Origin of the sequence: Stenotrophomonas sp. Bg11-02, from assembly GCF_002836635.1 — a bacterium.
Classification (GTDB): Bacteria; Pseudomonadota; Gammaproteobacteria; order Xanthomonadales; family Xanthomonadaceae; genus Stenotrophomonas; species Stenotrophomonas lacuserhaii.
In genome coordinates, this window is record NZ_PJAY01000050.1 from 161,372 (window position 1) to 180,087 (window position 18,716).

At 68.1% G+C, this 18,716-nt stretch carries 15 protein-coding genes; 3 read left to right on the forward strand and 12 right to left on the reverse strand.

From position 1 onward, the window contains the following. Positions 1–25: 25 nt before the first annotated feature. Positions 26–694, reverse strand: coding sequence for a hypothetical protein (locus CXG43_RS05240; protein ID WP_101098988.1), 669 nt, complete (start codon positions 692–694; stop codon positions 26–28). A 513-nt stretch (positions 695–1,207) separates the two neighbouring features. On the opposite strand from CXG43_RS05240, the gene CXG43_RS05250 reads away from it, so the two are divergent. After that, complete coding sequence (locus tag CXG43_RS05250; RefSeq protein WP_101098990.1) at positions 1,208–2,167, forward strand: hypothetical protein; 960 nt, start codon at positions 1,208–1,210, stop codon at positions 2,165–2,167. A gap of 137 nt (positions 2,168–2,304) precedes the next feature. On the opposite strand, the gene CXG43_RS05255 is transcribed toward CXG43_RS05250, so the two are convergent. From CXG43_RS05255 to CXG43_RS05265, 3 genes are all read right to left on the reverse strand, one after another. Then, positions 2,305–3,663, reverse strand: coding sequence for a TolC family outer membrane protein (locus tag CXG43_RS05255; RefSeq protein ID WP_101098991.1), 1,359 nt, complete (start codon positions 3,661–3,663; stop codon positions 2,305–2,307). A gap of 16 nt (positions 3,664–3,679) precedes the next feature. Further along, the gene (locus CXG43_RS05260; protein WP_101098992.1) at positions 3,680–4,327 is read right to left on the reverse strand and encodes a protein-L-isoaspartate O-methyltransferase; all 648 of its coding nucleotides are present in this window, start codon (positions 4,325–4,327) and stop codon (positions 3,680–3,682) included. A 139-nt stretch (positions 4,328–4,466) separates the two neighbouring features. Then, positions 4,467–5,156, reverse strand: coding sequence for a TetR/AcrR family transcriptional regulator (locus CXG43_RS05265; RefSeq protein ID WP_101098993.1), 690 nt, complete (start codon positions 5,154–5,156; stop codon positions 4,467–4,469). Positions 5,157–5,277: 121 nt separating this feature from the next. Between CXG43_RS05265 and CXG43_RS05270 the strand changes: the two genes are divergently transcribed. Together CXG43_RS05270 and CXG43_RS05275 are read left to right on the forward strand one after the other, a co-directional pair. Next, positions 5,278–6,414, forward strand: a complete 1,137-nt coding sequence (locus tag CXG43_RS05270; RefSeq protein ID WP_101098994.1) for an efflux RND transporter periplasmic adaptor subunit — start codon at positions 5,278–5,280, stop codon at positions 6,412–6,414. A 4-nt stretch (positions 6,415–6,418) separates the two neighbouring features. Continuing rightward, positions 6,419–9,586, forward strand: a complete 3,168-nt coding sequence (locus tag CXG43_RS05275; RefSeq protein ID WP_101098995.1) for an efflux RND transporter permease subunit — start codon at positions 6,419–6,421, stop codon at positions 9,584–9,586. Between the two features lie 464 nt (positions 9,587–10,050). Here the strand turns inward: CXG43_RS05275 and leuB are convergent, their stop codons facing one another. The 8 genes from leuB to ilvG all read right to left on the reverse strand — a co-directional run bounded on the left by leuB (position 10,051) and on the right by ilvG (position 18,687). After that, a complete protein-coding gene (leuB, locus tag CXG43_RS05280; protein WP_101098996.1) occupies positions 10,051–11,115 on the reverse strand; it encodes a 3-isopropylmalate dehydrogenase in 1,065 nt (354 codons plus the stop codon). Then, positions 11,105–11,683 (reverse strand): 3-isopropylmalate dehydratase small subunit, encoded by a 579-nt coding sequence (leuD, locus tag CXG43_RS05285; RefSeq protein WP_101098997.1) that lies wholly within the window; start codon positions 11,681–11,683, stop codon positions 11,105–11,107. Before leuD ends, leuB begins: the two co-directional genes overlap by 11 nt. Next, on the reverse strand, positions 11,683–13,101 hold the full coding sequence (gene leuC, locus CXG43_RS05290; RefSeq protein WP_101098998.1) for a 3-isopropylmalate dehydratase large subunit: 1,419 nt from the start codon (positions 13,099–13,101) through the stop codon (positions 11,683–11,685). Before leuC ends, leuD begins: the two co-directional genes overlap by 1 nt. Positions 13,102–13,163: 62 nt before the next feature. Further along, positions 13,164–13,937 carry a class I SAM-dependent methyltransferase gene (locus CXG43_RS05295; RefSeq protein ID WP_101098999.1) on the reverse strand — a complete coding sequence of 258 codons (774 nt, stop codon included), beginning with the start codon at positions 13,935–13,937 and terminating at the stop codon, positions 13,164–13,166. A 10-nt stretch (positions 13,938–13,947) separates the two neighbouring features. Further along, positions 13,948–15,531, reverse strand: coding sequence for a 2-isopropylmalate synthase (locus CXG43_RS05300; RefSeq protein ID WP_101099000.1), 1,584 nt, complete (start codon positions 15,529–15,531; stop codon positions 13,948–13,950). Then, the gene (locus CXG43_RS05305; RefSeq protein ID WP_101099001.1) at positions 15,528–16,628 is read right to left on the reverse strand and encodes a threonine dehydratase; all 1,101 of its coding nucleotides are present in this window, start codon (positions 16,626–16,628) and stop codon (positions 15,528–15,530) included. Before CXG43_RS05305 ends, CXG43_RS05300 begins: the two co-directional genes overlap by 4 nt. An 87-nt stretch (positions 16,629–16,715) precedes the next feature. Next, entirely contained in the window at positions 16,716–16,967 is a 252-nt protein-coding gene (locus CXG43_RS05310) for an ACT domain-containing protein (protein ID WP_101099002.1), read from the reverse strand. Next, positions 16,951–18,687, reverse strand: coding sequence for an acetolactate synthase 2 catalytic subunit (ilvG, locus tag CXG43_RS05315; protein ID WP_101099003.1), 1,737 nt, complete (start codon positions 18,685–18,687; stop codon positions 16,951–16,953). The genes CXG43_RS05310 and ilvG overlap by 17 nt, the downstream gene beginning before the upstream one ends. Positions 18,688–18,716: the final 29 nt, after the last annotated feature.

Here is an 18,716-nt window from a genome sequence, read left to right on the forward strand (position 1 = left end):
GGGGCGACGCGCGTCGGGGAGACGCTCAGCGCGACAGCGGCAGGTTCAGGCCGACGGTGATCCACGACGTGCCGGTTCGGCCATGCAGGCGGCCGGCCAGCAGATCCAGCGATGCCCCGCCGGGCAGGTCACGGCGGATGCCCAGCTGGCTGCTGAGATGGCGGGCCGGGTCGCGTGCCTGTTCGGCCAGCAGCGACCACGTCGGGGCGATCCGGATATCGACCCCGGCGCCCAGGGTGATGCCGCGTTCGTGGCGTGATCGGCTCCATCCGGCGTTGAAATGCGCGGCGGTCAGGGCCTGCCGGTCCAGTGCAACACTCAGTGGAAGATTCAGTGACCAGCTGCGTGCGCCGCCCTGCCGGACATCGCCCGCGGTTTCGATGGATGCGGCCAACTGCAGGCGTTCGTCGTGCCAGTGACGCACTGCGCGTTTGGCACCCAGTGCCCAGGGCATGGCCCCTTCGCCACGCAGATGGCTCAGCCCCAGCGACAGTTCGGTGCCGGACAACGTGCACGCCGGCACGGCGGTCAGTTCCCGATGGCTGGCAGGCTGGCGCGTCCAGGTTTCCAGCTGGCAGGTCCCTTCCGGGGTGGTGCCGGCATCGTCCACCAGCAGGCTCGCGGCGGCATGCAGCGGGCCGCTGGCAGAGAGGGTCGCCCACAGCGGGGCAAGGCGAAGGAAGGTGAAGCGCATGGTCGTTCTCCGGCAGACGGATACGCCAGCGGCTCCCACTTGGGCCGAAGGTAAACAGTGCGATGTTCGAAGTTCAGGCCGCCCACGGCGGGCGGCACCGGGCCCCGTCCTGGCGGACGCGACCTGCCTGGCAGTGTCCGGTCCGCTCAGTAAGCGCAGGATCTACTGTGACTGTCCAAGCAGGGGCCCCCGGGGCGATGAAGTGGGCGCATGGTGTGGGCCTCGATCCGGTGCGTCAAGCAGGATGCGGTGCATGCGCTTCGTTTCGTGCGTGCCAGCACGCTTCTGCCTCGGAGGGGCGTGCTGTTCTCGCCTCAAGACGAGGTGGATGCGACATTGATCAGGCGACGTTTAGCGCTGCGCGCGCTGCTTTCAATAGGCCGCCTGTTTCTATTGAGAACATTCGATAGCTTTCAAATTCTCATCTCCCCAACTTTCCGCATGTCCCCGTGGCGGAAGTCCGCCTAGCGTCATCAGGGCAGGCAGATGCTTGTGTCGAGGAGAGAGAACATCATGTCCGATCGCGTCAACCGCCGTTCCGCAGGGACCGTGGTCGTTATGCTGCTGGCATCCACGCTGCCCGGCCACGCCGCCGCCGAGGGGCCGCGCTTTGCCGGCCCGCTGCTCAGCCCCGCACCGCCACTGCCGGTGGGCATGCTCAACATCGAGCCCTACCTGATCAACAGCCAGCTGCGTGGCCTGTATGACGAAAAAGGCAACCGTCGCGACGCCGGTGGACCGGACGGGTGGTATCTGGCCGTGCCTGTCCAGTACGGCTTGCATGAGCGCGTGACCATCGCGGCCAGCTTGAACGCGTCCTACAACCGGGACGACGCCAACGAGCGTGCCTTCGATATCGGTGACACCACGTTGTCCGCGCTGTTCGGGCTGTACAAGGGGCAGGGCGTGCATCGGCCGACGCTGACCCTGGCCGTCCGCCAGAGCATCGCCACCGGGCATCACGACCGGCTGGAAGAGCGGCCGATCTCGGTCGCCAGCGGAACCGGCGTGGGCGCCACCAGCTTCGGCCTGCACGGCCAGGCCTACTTCCTTGACGGGCACCTGCGGATGCGCGCCAGTACGCTGTGGCGCACGCCGGGCGCCAATGCCGGCGTGCGGGGCCAGAGCGCGTTCGGCACGCCGGTGGGCTTCGATGGCAGGGTGCGGCTGGGAGCAGCAGTGACCAGCCTGCTGGCGGCGGAGTACAGCCTGTCGCCCGCCTGGGTGCTGGCCGGCGAGCTGCTGCATGAGCGTGAAAGCGCCGGCAGCGTGCGCGGCAGGGTGGCGAAGGCGACGGGGAGCGAGGAGATGTACCGACGCGATCCGGCCAGTTGGCGGTTCTCGATCGTTCCGGCAATCCAGTACCACTGGAACGACCATGTCGCGCTCGTCGCCGGTGCGCAGGTGTCGCTGGCCGGCCGCAACAGCAGCGAGGTGCTCGTGCCGCAGGTAGCGGTGAACATGGCATGGTGAGCGCGTTGGTCGGTTGCATGTGACGACCAGCGGTCCTCATCCACCAGGCCGCCCAACCGATTGACGGCCAGCGGCCGTCCACTACCCAAAAAGCCACCCGCATGCGGGTGGCTTTTCATGTTCACACCGGCCTGGGGTCAGTTGTTGACCGTGGTGCTCGGGTTGCCGGCGTCGACGGTCAGCAGGCGGTTGATTTCCTGCAGTTCGGCGATGTCCAGCGCGCCGACGGCCTGGCTCAGCAGCAGGCGGTTCTGCAGGAAGGTGTAACGCGCATTGGCGTAATCCAGCTGTGCCGAGAACAGGATCCGCTGGTTCTGGATCACGTCCAGCACGGTGCGGGTACCCACTTCCAGGCCGACCTGCGATGCATCGTAGGCGCTCTGCGCGGAGACCACCGCCAGGCGGCGGGCTTCCACTTCACTGATGCCCGCCACCAGCGTCTGGTAGGCGTTGCGGGTGTTGCGGTCCAGTGCACGCTTCTGCTGTTCGTAGCCATCCTGCGCGATGTCGCGCTGGGCCAGCGCCTGGCGGACCGCGGACTGGGTGGCGCCGCCGGCGAAGATCGGCACGTTCAAGGTCAGGCCGACGCTGTTGGTGCGCGTATCCGGGCTCAAGCCGCCCGCACCGGTGCTGTCGCCCCAGGTCGCGCCCTGGCCGACGCTGGCGCCCAGGGCAAGCGTGGGCAGGTGGCCGGCACGTGCGGCCTGCACGCTGGCTTCGGATGCACTGACCTGCAGTTCCTGCGCCTTCAGCGCCGGATTCTGCGAGACCGCACTCTGCACCAGCTGGTCGACGTTGCCGCGGTTGGCCGGCACTTCCGGACGGAAGTCTTCCGGCAGGCCGCGCAGGTTGGTCACCGGCTGGCCGGTCAGTTCGGTCAGTGCCTGGTAGGCATCGGCGAGGGTGTTCTGCGAAACGATGGTGTTGGCACGGGCCTGGTCGTACTGGGCGCGCGCTTCATGCACGTCGGTGATCGGCGCCAGGCCCACTTCCAGTCGCTTGTCGGCGAAGTCGAACTGCTTCCTGGCTGCTTCTTCGTTGGTCTTGGCCGCGTTCAATGATTCGATCGCCACCAGCACGTTGAAGTAGGCCGCCGAGGTCCGCACGATCAGGTCGTCGTTGGCCGAATCGAGGTTGAAATCAGCCGCACGGCTCAGTTCGCGCTGGGCGCGCAGGGTGCTGAACTGGCTCCAGTTGAACAGCGTCTGGCTGCCATCGATGGTGTAGGTGCGGCGGCGACTTTCGAAGGTACCGGTGTTGTTGCCCCGGTCTTCGGTGCGCGTGCGGTTCAACGAGGCGACGCCGTTGATCTGCGGCAGCAGGGCGGCGCGTGCCTGCACGGCGCCTTCCTTGTCGAACAGCCGGGTGGATTCGGCAGCGGACAGCTGCGGGTCGCCATTGCGGGCCATTTCATAGACCTGCAGCAGGTCGGCGGCATGGGCGGACAGCGGCAGCAGGACGGTGGCCAGCGCAATAGCGAGGGTTCGGCGGATCATTGCGGCTTCCTTGGACTCAGAGGTGGAACTGGGGGGCCGGCGCGGCACCGCGCAGGTAATCGATATCGGTTTCGAACAGCGATTCGGTGCTGCCATCGGCCTTGACCAGGATCGCTTCCATCGCCGGTGAACGGCCGTGGATGATGTACAGGCGACCGCCCGGACGCAGCCATGTGGCGAACTGTGACGGCACGCGGTCGACGGCGCCAGTGACACAGATCACATCGAAACGGCGGTCAGTCTGCCAGGCCAGGGCATCGGCTACGTCCACGCGCACGTTGGTGCCCAGGCCGGTGCTGTCCAGGCGTGCACGCGCGGTGGCGGCCAGCTCCGGATCGATTTCCAGGCTGAGCACTTCGCGCGACAGCGCGCCGAGGCAGGCCGACAGGTAACCGCTGCCGGTGCCGATTTCCAGCACTTCGTCACCCGGCTGCAGATCCAGCGCCTGCAGGGTGCGGCCTTCGACGACCGGCTTCATCATCTTCTGCCCGCCGCCGAGCGGCAGCTCGATGTCCGCATAGGCCAATGCACGATGGCTTTCTGCCACGAAGGCCTCGCGCGGCAGGCGCGCCAGGACGTCGAGCACCTTGATGTCCAGCACGTCCCAGGGACGGATCTGCTGTTCCACCATCAGTTCACGGGCGTGTGCGTAATCAATCGTCATGAGGTTCCAATCCAGCGCAGTGGGCCGGCCATTTTACCGGTGCCGGAGGCCGTCGGCGCACCCGGAGCATGTATTCAGGGCGGCCGGGGTCGCAGTGCCGGAAGTCATCGCGACCTCCGGCTTGTTCAGGTTGTGGGTGTCAGTCACCACCCGGGCCCGCCTGGGCCGGGCGGGGGACATACGCGCGCAGGAAGAAATCCACGCTGGCCGCTACGTGCCGGCCGGCATCAGCGGCCGCCAGCGGGGGCTGCAGGCCGCACATCATATGTGTATGCAGTTCGCCCTTGACCAGGGTCATCAGCTGCAAAGCGGCAGTGGGGAAGTCCTGGATATCCAGCTCGCCGCGCGCCGTCCGGGCGCGCAGGAACTCGGCCAACGCTTCGGTGGTGCGCCGGGGCCCGGCCTGCCAGAACATTTCGCGCAGGCGGTCATCGGTCTCCGGCGCCATCATCACCCGCTGCACCGACACCGCCGCATCGGAGGTGACCAGCTCGAAAAAGGCCGCGCCGATGCCCAGCAGCTGGTCGCGCAGGGGCCCTTCGGCATCGGCGACGAACAGGGTATCGGGCAGCATTTCCACGCACTTGGAGGTGACCGCCTCGCCGAACAACGATTCCTTGTCACCGAAATGGCTGTACACGGTGAGCTTGGAAACACCGGCCTGGGCGGCGATGGCGTCCATGCTGACGCCGGTGTACCCCTGTTCCACGAACAGCGCCTTGGCCGCTTCCAGGATGGCGGCACGCTTGCCAAGGTCCTTGGGGCGACCCGGGCCTGCCGTCTTGCTGGCAGGTCTGGGCGCATTCTTGCGGGAGAAGGGACACATCATCGGCGTAATAGTAGACCAAGCGGTTCGATATTTATACTATACCGCCGGGTTCACTAAACCGCCCGGCGCCGCGCCTCCGCGCAGCTGCCACCACTCGAATGCGTAATCAGGACGAACACCGATGAAGAGCGTGCGCTGGATGGGAATTGCACTGGGAGTGGCCGCGCTGGCTGCCTGCTCCGACAAGCCGGAACCCCCCTTCGCCGCCGTGCCGGTGCTGGTGGTGCACCCGCTGGTTGCGGCCGGTGAGGGCGCCACGGTGTTCCCCGGCGAAGTCCGCGCGCGGCAGGAAAGCGCGCTGTCCTTCCGGGTTGGCGGCAAGCTGCTGCGGCGGGACGTGGACGCCGGCCAGCGGGTGGTCAAGGGACAGTTGCTGGCCGAGCTGGACCCGGCCGACTTCGCCCTGCAGGCACGCGCGTCGCAGGCGCAGCTGGCAGCCGCGCAGGCCGAACTCGTCCGCGCCCGTGACGACCACAAACGCTATGAAGCGCTGGCGGCGCAGCAGTTGATCAGCCGCTCGGCCCTGGACCAGCAGGCTGCCGCGTTCAAAGCGGCGCAGGGCCAGGTGGACGCTGCGCGTGCCAATGCCAACGTGCTGGGCAACCAGGCCGGCTATGCGCAGCTGCGCGCGCCCGCCGACGGGGTGATTGCCAGCCGCGAGCCCGATGCCGAAGCCGGGCAGGTGGTGGCGGCCGGGCAGACGTTGTTCACGCTGGCCGCCGACGATGGCCGCGAGGTGCGGATCGATCTGCCCGAGGCGATGCTGCGCGATTTCCCGGTCGGTACGGCGGTGCAGGTGGAGCCGTGGAGCCGCAGTGGGCCGATGCTGCCGGGGACGATCCGTGAGGTCGCCGCCGCCGCCGATCCGCAATCGCGGACCTTCGCCGCGCGGGTCAGCCTGGCCGCCGACGCGCTGGCCGATGTCAGCCTGGGCCAGAGCGCGCGCGTGCACGGTCAGGTGGGAGGCAACGGCAAGCAGGCACTGCAGCTGCCGCTGGCCGCCCTGCAGCGCGGTGCCGATGACCGCGCCAGCGTGTGGGTGGTGGATCGGTCCACCTCGCGTCTGAAGGCAGTGCCGGTAACCGCAGGGGCTTACGGCAGCGATACGGTGCCGGTGTTGAGCGGCATCACGGCAAGTGACTGGGTGGTTGCGGCCGGTGGCCACCTGCTGCGCGCAGGCCAGTCGGTGACCGCGGTGGACCGGCAGAACCGCCCGGTACTGAAGCCGGCGGCTGCCGCCAGCAAGGCGGGGGAGTAAGCCGGTGCGCCGTTTCAATCTTTCCGAGTGGGCGCTGGCCAATCGTCCGCTGGTGTTGTTCGCCATGCTCGCCTTTGCCCTGATCGGCGCATGGTCGTACAAGCACCTCGGCCAATCCGAAGACCCTCCCTTCACCTTCAAGGCGATGGTGGTGCGCACGCTGTGGCCGGGTGCAACCGCCGAGCAGGTGTCGCGGCAGGTGACCGAGCCGATCGAGAAGGCGCTGATGAACACCGGCGAGTTCGAGTTCATCCGGTCCTACTCGCGGCCGGGCGAATCGCAGGTCATCTTCATGGCGCGCGACGACCTGCGTTCGAAGCAGATCCCGGAGCTCTGGTACCAGGTGCGCAAGCGGGTCGGCGACATCCAGGCCACGCTGCCGCGGGAAATCGTCGGGCCGTTCTTCAACGATGAGTTCGGCGATACCTTCGGCAACATCTACGCGCTGACCGGCAAGGGTTTCGACTATGCGCTGATGCGCGATTACGCCGATCGCATCCAGCTGGAACTGCAGCGGGTGCCGGACGTGGGCAAGGTGGAGCTGGTCGGCCTGCAGGACGAAAAAGTCTTCATCGAACTGTCCAACACCAAGCTGACTTCGCTGCGCATCTCGCGACAGGAAGTGCAGCAGGCCGTGGCCGAGCAGAACGGAGTGGCCAATACCAGCTTCCTGGAAACCACCAGCGATCGCGTGCAGCTGCGCGTCAGTGGCCAGTTCAACAGCATCGAGGACATCCGCGCGTTCCCGATCCGCGTCGGCCAGCGTACCGTGCACCTGGGTGACATCGCGCACGTGCACCGTGGCTTCGCCGATCCGGCCTCCCCGAAGATGCGCTTCATGGGCGAGGATGCGATCGGCCTGGCGGTGGCGATGAAGGACGGCGGTGACATCCTGGCGCTGGGCACGCACCTGGATGCGGAGTTCGAACGGCTGCAGAAGACGCTGCCGGCCGGCATGCAGCTGCGCAAGGTGTCCGACCAGCCGCAGGCGGTGGATGAATCCGTCGGCGAGTTCGTGCAGGTGCTCACCGAAGCGGTGGTCATCGTGCTGCTGGTGAGCTTCTTCTCGCTGGGCCTGCGCACCGGGCTGGTGGTCGGGGTGACCATCCCGCTGGTGCTGGCGATGACCTTCTTCGTCATGCACTACTTCGGCATCGGCCTGCACAAGATATCGCTCGGCGCGCTGGTGCTGGCGCTGGGCCTGCTGGTGGACGATGCGATCATCGCGGTGGAAATGATGGCCACCAAGATGGAGCAGGGCTATGATCGCCTGCGCGCGGCCAGCTTCGCCTGGCAATCCACCGCTTTCCCCATGCTGACCGGCACGCTGATCACCGCAGCCGGCTTCCTGCCGATCGCCACCGCGGCCTCCAGTACCGGTGAGTACACCCGTTCGCTGTTCCAGGTGGTGACCATTGCACTGGTGGTGTCCTGGATCGCGGCGGTGCTGTTCATCCCCTACCTCGGCGACAAGATGCTGCCGGACCTGTACAACCGGCAGCCGCCCAAACCGGGCAGCCTGCTGGGTCGCTGGCATGCCCGGCGGCAGGCGTGGGCGGACCGCTTTCCGGCATTGGCCAACCTGCTCGCGCCACCGGTGCATGGGCACGACCACGATCCGTACCAGCGCCCGTTCTACGTGCGCTTCCGGCGCTTCCTGGAAGGATGCCTGCGCCATCGCTGGTGGGTGATCGCCGCGACCATCCTGTTGTTCATCGGCTCGCTGCTCCTGTTCCGTTTCGTCCCGCAGCAGTTCTTCCCGGACTCCACGCGGCCGGAGCTGATGGTGGACATCGAACTGGCCGAAGGCGCGTCGCTGAACGCCACCCGCGACCAAGTTGCCAAGCTGGAGACGCTGCTGGCGGGCCGCGATGGCATCCGCAACTACGTGGCCTACGTCGGCACCGGCTCGCCGCGCTTCTACCTGCCGCTGGACCAGCAGCTGCCTGCAACCAACTTTGCCCAGTTCGTGGTACTGGCCAATGACACGCAGGCACGTGAAAGCGTGCGTGACTGGCTGCAGCGCGAGGTGGTGCCCGCCTTCCCGGACGTGCAGATGCGCGTGACCCGGCTGGAGAACGGGCCGCCGGTAGGCTATCCGGTGCAGTTCCGCATTTCCGGCGAACACATCGCGCAGGTGCAGGCGCTGGCCCGCCAGGTGGAAGAAAAGGTGCGCGCCAACCCGCACACCATCAACGTCAACCTGGACTGGAGCGAACCCAGCAAGGTGGTGCGGCTGGTGATCGACCAGGACCGTGCCCGCGTGCTTGGGGTCACCAGCGCCCAGGTCAGCAACTTCGTGGCCAGTTCGCTGGCCGGCGAGACGACCAGCGTGTACCGCGAAGGCAACCGGCAGATCGAGATGGTGGTGCGGGGCGCGGACGATGAGCGGCTGAGCCTGGAACTGCTGGGCAGCCTGCAGATGCCCACGCCTTCCGGTGGCAGCATCAGCATGTCCCAGGTGGCCACGCTGGAGCATGGTTTCGAAGATGGCATCATCTGGCACCGCGACCGCCTGCCGACGGTGACCGTGCGTGCCGATATCGGCGATGGCATGCAGCCGCTGGACGTGGTGCAGCAGCTGCTGCCGACGCTGGAAGGCATCCGCGCGCAGCTGCCCAGCGGTTACCTGCTGGAAACCGGCGGAACGGTGGAGGATTCCGCGCGCGGCCAGGATTCGATCAAGGCCGGCATGCCGCTGTTCCTGGTGGTGGTGGCGACGCTGCTGATGCTGCAGCTGCGCAGCTTCTCGCGCACGGCGATGGTGCTGGTCACCGCGCCGTTGGGCATCATCGGCGCCACCCTGTTCCTGCTGCTGTTCCGGTCGCCGTTCGGCTTCGTCGCCCTGTTGGGCACGATCGCGCTGGCCGGCATGATCATGCGCAATTCGGTGATCCTGATCGACCAGATCCAGCAGGACATCGATGCCGGACATGACCGCTGGGACGCGATCCTGGATGCCACCGTGCGGCGCTTCCGTCCGATCGTGCTGACCGCACTGGCGGCGGTGCTGGCGATGATTCCGCTGTCGCGCAGCGCGTTCTACGGGTCGATGGCGATCTCGATCATGGGCGGGTTGATCGTGGGGACGGTGTTGACGCTGGTGTTCCTGCCGGCGTTGTATGCGGCGTGGTTCCGGGTGCGGCCGGGTGAGGTGGGTCGAACGGGCTGAGCCCCCTCGCGGGGGGCTGCTTGGAGCACGCTGGCTGGTTGGCGCCGGGCGGTGGGGCTGGTCGGGGGACGGCAAAGGCTGCATCCGTGCGTGCCTCGTTTCGCGCCATCCATGGCGCTCAACGCCCCCGCCCAGCCCCACCGCCCGGCGCCCTGACGGGTTCCGGGGCCGCCCGCCGCGTATGAAAGAAAAAGAGAAGCGGTAGCGCCGACCCATGGTCGGCGAGCGCAGCGGACCGTTGGCGGGACCATTCCGCCGATCATGGGTCGGCGCTACCAATGCGCGTGTCCCATGGCCGCCATGGACTTGTCGAAGGTGGGGCGGGGCAGGGTCGCGGGGGCGTTGAGCGCCATGGATGGCGCGAAACGAGGCCCGCAGGAGCGGCTCTTGACGTCCCCCGCGAACCTGCCCCGTCCCGCCAACCGCACAGCCCTGCAGCTTCTGACGTTGACGTTGACGTTGCCTCAGCCCTGCAGTCGTTCGAGCACTGCGGCAGTGGCCTGCGTGGTGGACGCCGCGCTGCCGGCGGCAGCGAGATCCGCAGTGAACACACCTGCATCCAGCGCCGCATGCACGGCCGCTTCAACCGCCGCGGCTTCGGCTTCCAGGCCTAACGAATGGCGCAGCAGCATCGCCGCGCTGAAGATCGTCGCGTAGGGATTGGCGATACCCTTGCCGGCAATGTCCGGTGCCGAACCGTGGATCGGCTCGTAGATGCCGACCGCACCGGGTTCTCCCAGCGAGGCGGAGGGCAGCAGGCCGAGTGATCCGGCCAGCATCGAGGCTTCGTCGGTCAGGATGTCGCCGAACATGTTCTCGGTCACGATGACGTCGTACTCGCGTGGCTTGGCCAGCAGGTGCATGGCCATCGAATCGACCAGCTGGTGCTCCAGCGCCACGTCGGCGAACTCCTCGCGGCCCAGCCGGGTGGCAACGTCGCGCCACAGCCGCGAGGTTTCCAGTACGTTGGCCTTGTCCACCGAGGTGACTCTGCCACGGCGCTGGCGGGCCAGCTGGAAGGCACTGCGCAGCACCCGCTCGATTTCCACCACGCTGTAACTGCACAGGTCACTGGCGGTGTCCGCAGTGCGGGTCTTTTCGCCGAAGTAGATGCCACCGGTCAGTTCGCGCACCACCACGAAGTCGACGCCGCGCAGCAGTTCGGCTTTGATCGGCGAGGCGCCCAGCGCCGCTTCATGGGTGCGCACCGGGCGCAGGTTGGCGTACAGGCCGAGTGCGCGGCGGATCGCCAGCAGACCCTGTTCCGGACGTACCTTCGCATTCGGGTCGGACCACTTCGGGCCGCCCACCGCGCCCAGCAGGATCGCGTCCGCCGCCCGGCAGGCGTCCAGCGTGCTGATCGGCAGCGGTTCGCCATGGCGGTCGATGGCGATGCCGCCGATGTCATGTTCGTTGAAGTTGAAGGTGTGGTTGAAGCGGGTGGCGACGGCTTCCAGCACGGCCACGGCGGCGGCGGCCACTTCCGGGCCGATGCCATCACCGGGCAGTACGACGATCTCAGCGTGCATGTTCGTTCTCGTAACGTTCGATTTCGGGGACGCGGCCCAGCAGGTAACCCAGCTGGTCGACACCTTCCAGCAGGCAGGTCTGCGAAAAACCATCCAGCGGGAAAGTGTAGACGCGGCCATCGGGCGTGCGCAGCTCGCGCGCGGCGATGTCCAGGGTCAGCACGTCATCCGGGCGCTGCATCAGCGCCTGTACGTCGGCCTCGTCGAGCACCACCGGCAGCAGGCCGTTCTTCAGCGAATTGCCACGGAAGATATCGGCGATCTCACTGCTGACGATGGCGCGCAGGCCGAGGTCGGTCAGTGCCCATGGCGCGTGTTCGCGCGAGGAGCCGCAGCCGAAGTTGCGGCCCGCCAGCAGGATGCTGCGACCGGCGTTATGCGGCTGGTTGAAGGCGAAATCGGCATTGGGCGTGTCATCGGCGGTCCAGCGCCAGTCGTTGAACGCGTTGCGGCCCAGGCCGGCACGTTCGGTGGTGGACAGGAAACGCGCCGGGATGATCTGGTCGGTGTCGATGTTGGTCTGGCGCAACACCACGCTGGCCGACGCCAGGGTGCGGAAGCCGCTCATCAGGCCACCTCCTGGTTGAACAGGTCGCGGGTATCGGCGACGCGGCCATTGACGGCCGCCCACGCGGCGGTCATCGGCGAGGCCAGCAAGGTGCGCGAGCCCGGGCCCTGGCGGCCCTCGAAGTTGCGGTTGCTGGTGCTCACCGCCAGCTGGCCCGGCGCCACCAGATCGCCGTTCATCGCAATGCACATCGAGCAGCCGGGCTCGCGCCATTCGGCACCGGCGGCGCGCACGATGGCATCGATGCCTTCGGCCTCAGCCTGGCGCTTGACGATTTCCGAGCCCGGTACCACCAGCATGCGCACGTGATCGGCCACCTGCCGGCCACGCAGCACCTGGGCGACTTCACGCATGTCACTCAGCCGCCCATTGGTGCAGGATCCCACGAACACCACGTCCACCGGCGTCCCCTGCAGGGTGTCGCCGGCACGCAGCTGCATGTAGTCCAGGCCCTTCTGTGCAGCGGCATCGTTGGCCGCCGGGATCGGCGCGTCCACAGCGATCGCGGTACCCGGATGGGTGCCCCAGGTCAGGGTCGGACGGATGTCGGCCGCGTTGATCGAAACCTCTGCATCGAAGCGCGCACCGTCATCGCTGCGCAGCTGCGACCAGCGCGCCACGGCGGCATCGAAGTCGGCGCCCTTCGGCCCGCGCGGGGTGGCGGCCACCCAGTCGAAGGTGACCTGGTCCGGGGCCACCATGCCGGCGCGAGCACCGGCTTCGATGGACATGTTGCACAGGGTCATGCGCTGCTCCATGTCCATCGCCGCGATGGTGCTGCCGCGGAACTCCAGCACATGGCCGGTGCCGCCGTTGACTCCGATCACGCCGATGATGTGCAGCACCACGTCCTTGGCGCCGACGCCGGCCGGCAGCGCGCCGTCCACGGTGATCGCCATGGTCTTCGCCTTGCGCTGCAGCAGGCACTGGGTGGCCAGCACATGGCCGACTTCACTGGTGCCGATGCCGAACGCCAGCGAACCGAACGCACCATGGGTGGAGGTATGGCTGTCGCCGCAGACGATGGTCATGCCGGGCAGGGTGAAGCCCTGTTCCGGAGCGATGACATGCACGATGCCGCGGTCGGCCGAAGCCATGTCGAACAGTTCCACGCCGTACTCGGCGCAGTTGCTGGCCAGCATCGCCACCTGGGCTTCGGAGGCCGCGCTGGCATAGGGCAGGGAGCCATCGGCGCGCGCGGGCAGCGTCGGCGTGGAATGGTCCATGGTGCCCTTGGTGCGGTCCGGCCGGCGCGGCGAAAGGCCGCGTTCGCGCAGCTCGGTGAAGGCCTGTGGCGAAGTCACTTCGTGGATCAGGTGGAGGTCGATGTACAGCACGGCGGGCGCGCTGTCGGATTCGGGGACGACCACGTGGGCGTCCCACAGTTTGTCGTACAGAGTGCTGGGTGCGGGGGTCATGCGATGGCCTGGCAGGAAGGTGCGATGAAGAACATCAGGGGTAATCGGGACGGGGTCAACACTCAGCGGCGACGTGCAAGCACGCGCAGCCGCACATGGTCGGCGAGCGGCAGCCCCGACGCATCACGTGGCAGGTCGGCCAGCAGTGCTTCGGCGGCATCACGCATGCGGCAGGCAGTCGCGCTGTCCAGGTCGGCCAGCAACGGCGCGGCGAACACCCGCAGCCAACCTGCGATGCCGGTGGGCAGCGGCGTGGGGCGCTCCACGCGCTCGGCGAACTGCACGTGGAAGCCATGCTGGCGCAGGCGATCGCTGTACGCTTCCACGGTGGGGAAGTACCAGTTGAACGCGCTTTCGCCGTGGCCGTGCGCCACGCGGGCGGCCTGCACGGCACCGACGATGGCGGCGACGTTGCCATCGCCACCGAACTCGGCGACCAGGCGTCCGCCGGGTTTCAATGCACGCCGCACACCGGCCAGTACGCGGTCCGGCTCGCGCATCCAGTGCAGCGCGGCGTTGCTGAACACTGCATCGAATTCGCCATCGAAGGCCAGCGCATGGCCGTCCATGACCTGCGCATCGACCCCGCGTGCGCGCGCGGCGATCACCAGCTCGGGCGAGGCGTCCACGCCGATCACCTGCGCGCCGGTCAGTGCCAGTTCGGTGCTGAGCACGCCGTCGCCACAGCCGAGGTCGAGGACCCGTTCACCCCGGCGCGCATCGAGCAGGCGCGCGATCGCGCTGCCCAGCACCGGCACGAAGCCGGCGTCGATGGCGTAATCCTGGGCATTCCAGGCCTGGCCGGCGTCGATGCCGACGGAGGTGAAAGCGCTCATGCTGGAATCCTCAGGCGTGGGCCGCCGCAGCGGCGGTGTCAGGGGCGGCAGTGGCTTCGCGCTGGCGCAGCAGGCGGTTGGCGACGTCCAGCCAGGCCAAGGCCGAGGCCTCGATGATGTCGCGGCTGGTGCCGGTGCCTTCGAAGACGTCCTCGCCACTGCGGACGCTCAGGTTGGCCTCGCCGCGTGCGTCCGCGCCGATGCCTACGCTGTGCACCTGGTAGCTGTCCAACTGCAGGCTGACGCCGGTGGCCGAAGACAGGGCACCGAACAGCGCATCCACCGGGCCATCGCCCTGTGCGGTTTCGGCCACCCGGTTGCCATCCGGATCGGACAGTTCGACCAGTGCATTGGCACGGCTGCCGACATCGCTGATGGTCATCGAGGCCAGACGGTAGCCCGGGGTGCTGGCGCCGCCCTGCATCAGGGTCTGCAGGTCCGCATCGGTGACCACGCGCTGCTGCTCGCACAGCGACTTGAACTGCTCAAACACCAATTTCAGTTCTTCTTCTTCCAGCCAGAAGCCCAGTGCGCGCAGGCGCGCCTCGACCGCGGCGCGGCCGCTGTGGCGGCCCAGCACCATCTGCGAGTCCTCCCAGCCCACGTCTTCCGGGCGCATGATTTCGTAGGTGCCGCGGTGCCGCAGCATGCCGTGCTGGTGGATGCCGGATTCATGGGCGAAGGCGTTCGCACCGACGATTGCCTTGTTGCGCTGTACCGGCATGCCGACCAGCCGCTGCAGCAGCTGCGAGGTGCCGACGATGCGCGGGGTGTTGATGGATGTGTCCTGCTCGTAGAAGGCCTGGCGCACCTTCAGCACCATGGCGATCTCCTCCAGCGAGCAGTTGCCGGCGCGCTCGCCGATGCCGTTGACGGTGCATTCGACCTGGCGGGCGCCGCCTTCGATGGCGGCCAGCGAATTGGCCACGGCCAGGCCCAGGTCGTTGTGGCAGTGCGCGCTGAAGATCACCTGCCCGGCACCGCTGACATCGGCGACGCCGGCGATGACCTGCTGGAACATCGCGCGGATTTCCTCCGGCGTGGTGAAACCGACCGTGTCCGGCAGGTTGATGGTGGTGGCGCCGACGGCGATCGCCACGCGTGACACTTCGATCAGGTAGTCCAGTTCGGTGCGGGTGGCGTCCTCGGCGGAAAACTCGACGTCATCAATGTACGAACGCGCCAGCGCGACGTGCTTGTGCACCGATTCCAGCACCTGCTCGCGGCTCATGCGCAGCTTGTGCTCGCGGTGCAGCGGGCTGGTGGACAGGAATACGTGCAGGCGCGGGTGCGCGGCTGCGTCCAGCGAGCGCGCCGAGGTTTCGATGTCGCCGGCCAGGCAGCGCGACAGCACCGCCAGGATCGGGCGCTGTACTTCGCGGCCGATCATCGTCATCGCCTCGCGGTCGGATTGGGAGCTGGCCGGGAATCCGGTTTCGATCACGTCCACGCCCAGCTCGTCCAGCGCACGCGCCATGACCAGCTTCTGCTGCGGGCTCATGCTGCAGCCGGGCGACTGTTCGCCATCGCGCAGGGTGGTGTCGAAGATGCGGATGCGCGGCGGGGTAATTCGTTCGATGGTCGGCGTGGTCATGGGGAAGTCTCCTCGACAGCGGGCAGTGCGGCGTGCAGGTGGGAAGGGGAAGAAGCAGGTTTCAAGGCGGGTGGTGCGACCGCCACGGCGGGCGTTCGCAGGGTTTCGGGGCGGCGCCGGCGCGGTTTGCGCGGGGCGCGTGGGCGCACGTCGGTGAGCAGGCCGGCAAGCACCGAAGCATCGATGTTGCCGCCGGAGACGACCGCGAACTTGCGGCGTCCGGCGACCCGGCGACCGGCGGCCAGCGCCAGCGCGCCGGCGCCTTCGGCGATCAGGTTTTCTTCCAGCGCCAGCCGCACCAGCGTCTCGCGCAGCTCCGCTTCGCGCACGATCACCACGTCGTCCAGCAGCGAGGTGCACAGGCGGCGGGTCAGGAAGCCGGGGATCTTCACCCGCACGCCGTCGGCCAGCGAGGGCACCGGGGCGATCGGACGGACGTCGCCGCGGATGGCGCGGGCCATCGAGTCCACCCCTTCGACCTGCGCGCCGACGATGCGCACGCCCTGCGATTTCAGCGCCAGGGCGACACCGGAAGCCAGGCCGCCGCCGCCGATCGGCACGATCACCACGTCCGGCGAATGCGGCGCCAGTTCGATGCCGACCGTGCCCTGGCCGGCGATGACATCGGCATCGTCGAAGGCCGACAGGAAGCGGTAGTCATGGCGCTGGGCCAGTTCCACCGCGAAGGCCCAGGCGTCGTCGTAGCTCTCGCCATGCTGGCGCACGGTGGCGCCCCAGTGGGCGACGCCGGCGATCTTGTTGGCCGGCGCGCCGTGCGGCATGACGGTGATCGCCTGCACGCCCAGCCGATGCGCGGCCCAGGCCACGCCCTGGGCGTGGTTGCCGGCAGAGGCGCAGATGATCGGACGCAGGTCGCCGCGCTCGCGGCCGGCCAGCAGTGCATTGAGCGCGCCGCGGACCTTGTAGGAGCCGGTACGCTGCAGGTTTTCCAGCTTCAGCCAGGTGCCGAAGCGTTCGGCGTGATGCAGCGGCGTGGGCGGCAGGAAGCGGCGCAGGCGGGCCTGCGCGGCCAGCACGTCGGCGACGGTTACATCGCCTACGTCAGGTTCGGTGCCGGCGCGGTCAGCGGCAGGCATGGTGGACCACGCGTTGTGCGCACGGCCACGACGACGGGCGCCGAAGAAGACGCCTCCGTGCCGGCACCGCTTGCACGGTACGGGCGTTCATGCGGCTGCTCCCTGCAGTTCGGTCACCTGCACCGATACGCAGTCGTAGATTTTTTCGATCTGCCGGCACAGGGTTTCCGGCGGACGGGTACCATCCACCACCAACTGCAGGTGCCAACGGCCCTGGTCATCGGCATCGGGTGCACCGTGGATGGCGCGCGGGGCGAAGCCGCGTCGCTCGGCCATGCCGATCACGCGCAGCAGCGCGCCTTCGGCCGGATGCAGCACCAGGTCAAGCCGGTATTGCATTGGGAGCCTCCTGGCTGACATGGGCGGGGTTGGCTTCCAGCATCGTGCTGTTGGCGGTGTTGGGCGGCACCAGCGGCCACACATTGGCGCGCGCATCGATGGCCACGTGCAGCAGCGCCGGGCCGGGTTCGGCCAGCAGCGCCGCCAGCCCACCTTCCACGTCGTCACGCGCGTCGATGCGGGTGGCGGCGATGCCGAACACCTTGGCCAGCGCGACGAAGTCCGGGTTGTCGGACAGGTCGATCTCGCTGTAGCGCTCGGCAAAGAACAGTTCCTGCCACTGCCGGACCATGCCCAGCGAGCTGTTGTCCAGCAGCACGATCTTCACCGGCAGGCGACAGCGCGCGATGGTGGTCAGCTCCTGCACGTTCATCATGAAGCTGCCATCGCCGGAGACCAGCACCACGGTGCGCTCGGGGCAGGCGAACTGCGCGCCCATTGCCGCCGGCAGGCCGAAGCCCATCGTGCCCAGCGCGCCGCTGGTCAGGTGGTTGCGCGGGTGGTTGAAGCGGCAGTGCTGGGCCACCCACATCTGGTGCTGGCCGACATCACAGGCGATCACCGCATCGGCCGGCGCCAACTCGCTCAGTCGCTTCAGCAGCGCGGGCGCGTAGATGTGCTTGCCCGGTGCGTCGTAGCGGGCGATGAACTTCTCGCGGTGCTGCGCGCAGCGGTTGCGCCAGGCGGACTGGGTGGCCGGCGGTGCCGGGAAGGCGGCGTGCAGGGCGCGGATGGCCTGGGCCACATTGCCGGGGACGGCGACGTCGGCGGTACGCAGCTTTGAGATTTCATAGGCGTCGGCATCGATGTGCACAACGCGCGCGAAGGGCGCGAACTCGGTCAGCTTGCCGGTGGCGCGGTCATCGAAGCGCGCGCCCAGCACCAGCAGCAGGTCGGCTTCCTGCACGGCCATGTTGGCCGCGCGGGTGCCATGCATGCCCAGCATGCCCAGCGATTGCGGGTGTCCTGCCGGCAGTGCTCCCAGGCCACGCAGGGTCAGCACGGTGGGTATGCCGCTGGCCGCGGCGAAATCGCGCAGCGCATCGACGGCGTCACCCAGTGCGATGCCGCCGCCGGCGTAGATCACCGGCTTTTCCGCGCCTGCAATGGCGGCGATGGCATCGGCGATGGCCTGCCCGGTCGGCGCAGGCGGTGCCTCCACCGTGGCCGGGACATGGGCCGGCAGATGGCTGGCATCGGCGACCTGGACATCCTTGGGCAGATCGATCAGCACCGGGCCGGGGCGGCCTTCGCGCGCGATGCGGAACGCCTCGGCGACCACGCGCGGCAGGTCATCCACGCTGCGCACCAGCCAGCTGTGCTTGACGATCGGCAGGGTCAGTCCGAACACGTCCAGTTCCTGGAACGCATCGGTACCCAGCAACGGCGTGGCGACCTGGCCGGTGATGCAGACCATCGGCACCGAATCCAGCATCGCATCAGCGATGCCGGTGACCAGGTTGGAAGCGCCCGGGCCGGAAGTGGCGATGCACACGCCGACCCGGCCACTGGCGCGCGCAAAGCCGTTGGCAGCCAACGCGGCGCCCTGCTCGTGGCGCACCAGCACGTGCTTCAACCGCGAATCCACCAGGGCGTCGTAGAACGGCATGATCGTACCGCCTGGATAGCCGAACAGCGTCTGCACGCCTTCGGCCTCCAGTGCCTGGGTCAGCCAGCGCGCGCCGTTGGGCGGCGCGCTGCGTTGTGCGGGGATGTTCATGGGGAACCTTGCAGAGCGGGTGGGGGAGG

Bases quoted from the DNA above. Each gene is read 5' to 3' on its own strand.
- CXG43_RS05240 (WP_101098988.1), bottom strand. From the start codon at position 694: ATGCGCTTCACCTTCCTTCGCCTTGCCCCGCTGTGGGCGACCCTCTCT.
- CXG43_RS05250 (WP_101098990.1), top strand. From the start codon at position 1,208: ATGTCCGATCGCGTCAACCGCCGTTCCGCAGGGACCGTGGTCGTTATG.
- CXG43_RS05255 (WP_101098991.1), bottom strand. From the start codon at position 3,663: ATGATCCGCCGAACCCTCGCTATTGCGCTGGCCACCGTCCTGCTGCCG.
- CXG43_RS05260 (WP_101098992.1), bottom strand. From the start codon at position 4,327: ATGACGATTGATTACGCACACGCCCGTGAACTGATGGTGGAACAGCAG.
- CXG43_RS05265 (WP_101098993.1), bottom strand. From the start codon at position 5,156: ATGATGTGTCCCTTCTCCCGCAAGAATGCGCCCAGACCTGCCAGCAAG.
- CXG43_RS05270 (WP_101098994.1), top strand. From the start codon at position 5,278: ATGAAGAGCGTGCGCTGGATGGGAATTGCACTGGGAGTGGCCGCGCTG.
- leuB (WP_101098996.1), bottom strand. From the start codon at position 11,115: ATGCACGCTGAGATCGTCGTACTGCCCGGTGATGGCATCGGCCCGGAA.
- leuD (WP_101098997.1), bottom strand. From the start codon at position 11,683: ATGAGCGGCTTCCGCACCCTGGCGTCGGCCAGCGTGGTGTTGCGCCAG.
- leuC (WP_101098998.1), bottom strand. From the start codon at position 13,101: ATGACCCCCGCACCCAGCACTCTGTACGACAAACTGTGGGACGCCCAC.
- CXG43_RS05295 (WP_101098999.1), bottom strand. From the start codon at position 13,937: ATGAGCGCTTTCACCTCCGTCGGCATCGACGCCGGCCAGGCCTGGAAT.
- CXG43_RS05300 (WP_101099000.1), bottom strand. From the start codon at position 15,531: ATGACCACGCCGACCATCGAACGAATTACCCCGCCGCGCATCCGCATC.
- CXG43_RS05305 (WP_101099001.1), bottom strand. From the start codon at position 16,628: ATGCCTGCCGCTGACCGCGCCGGCACCGAACCTGACGTAGGCGATGTA.
- CXG43_RS05310 (WP_101099002.1), bottom strand. From the start codon at position 16,967: ATGCAATACCGGCTTGACCTGGTGCTGCATCCGGCCGAAGGCGCGCTG.
- ilvG (WP_101099003.1), bottom strand. From the start codon at position 18,687: ATGAACATCCCCGCACAACGCAGCGCGCCGCCCAACGGCGCGCGCTGG.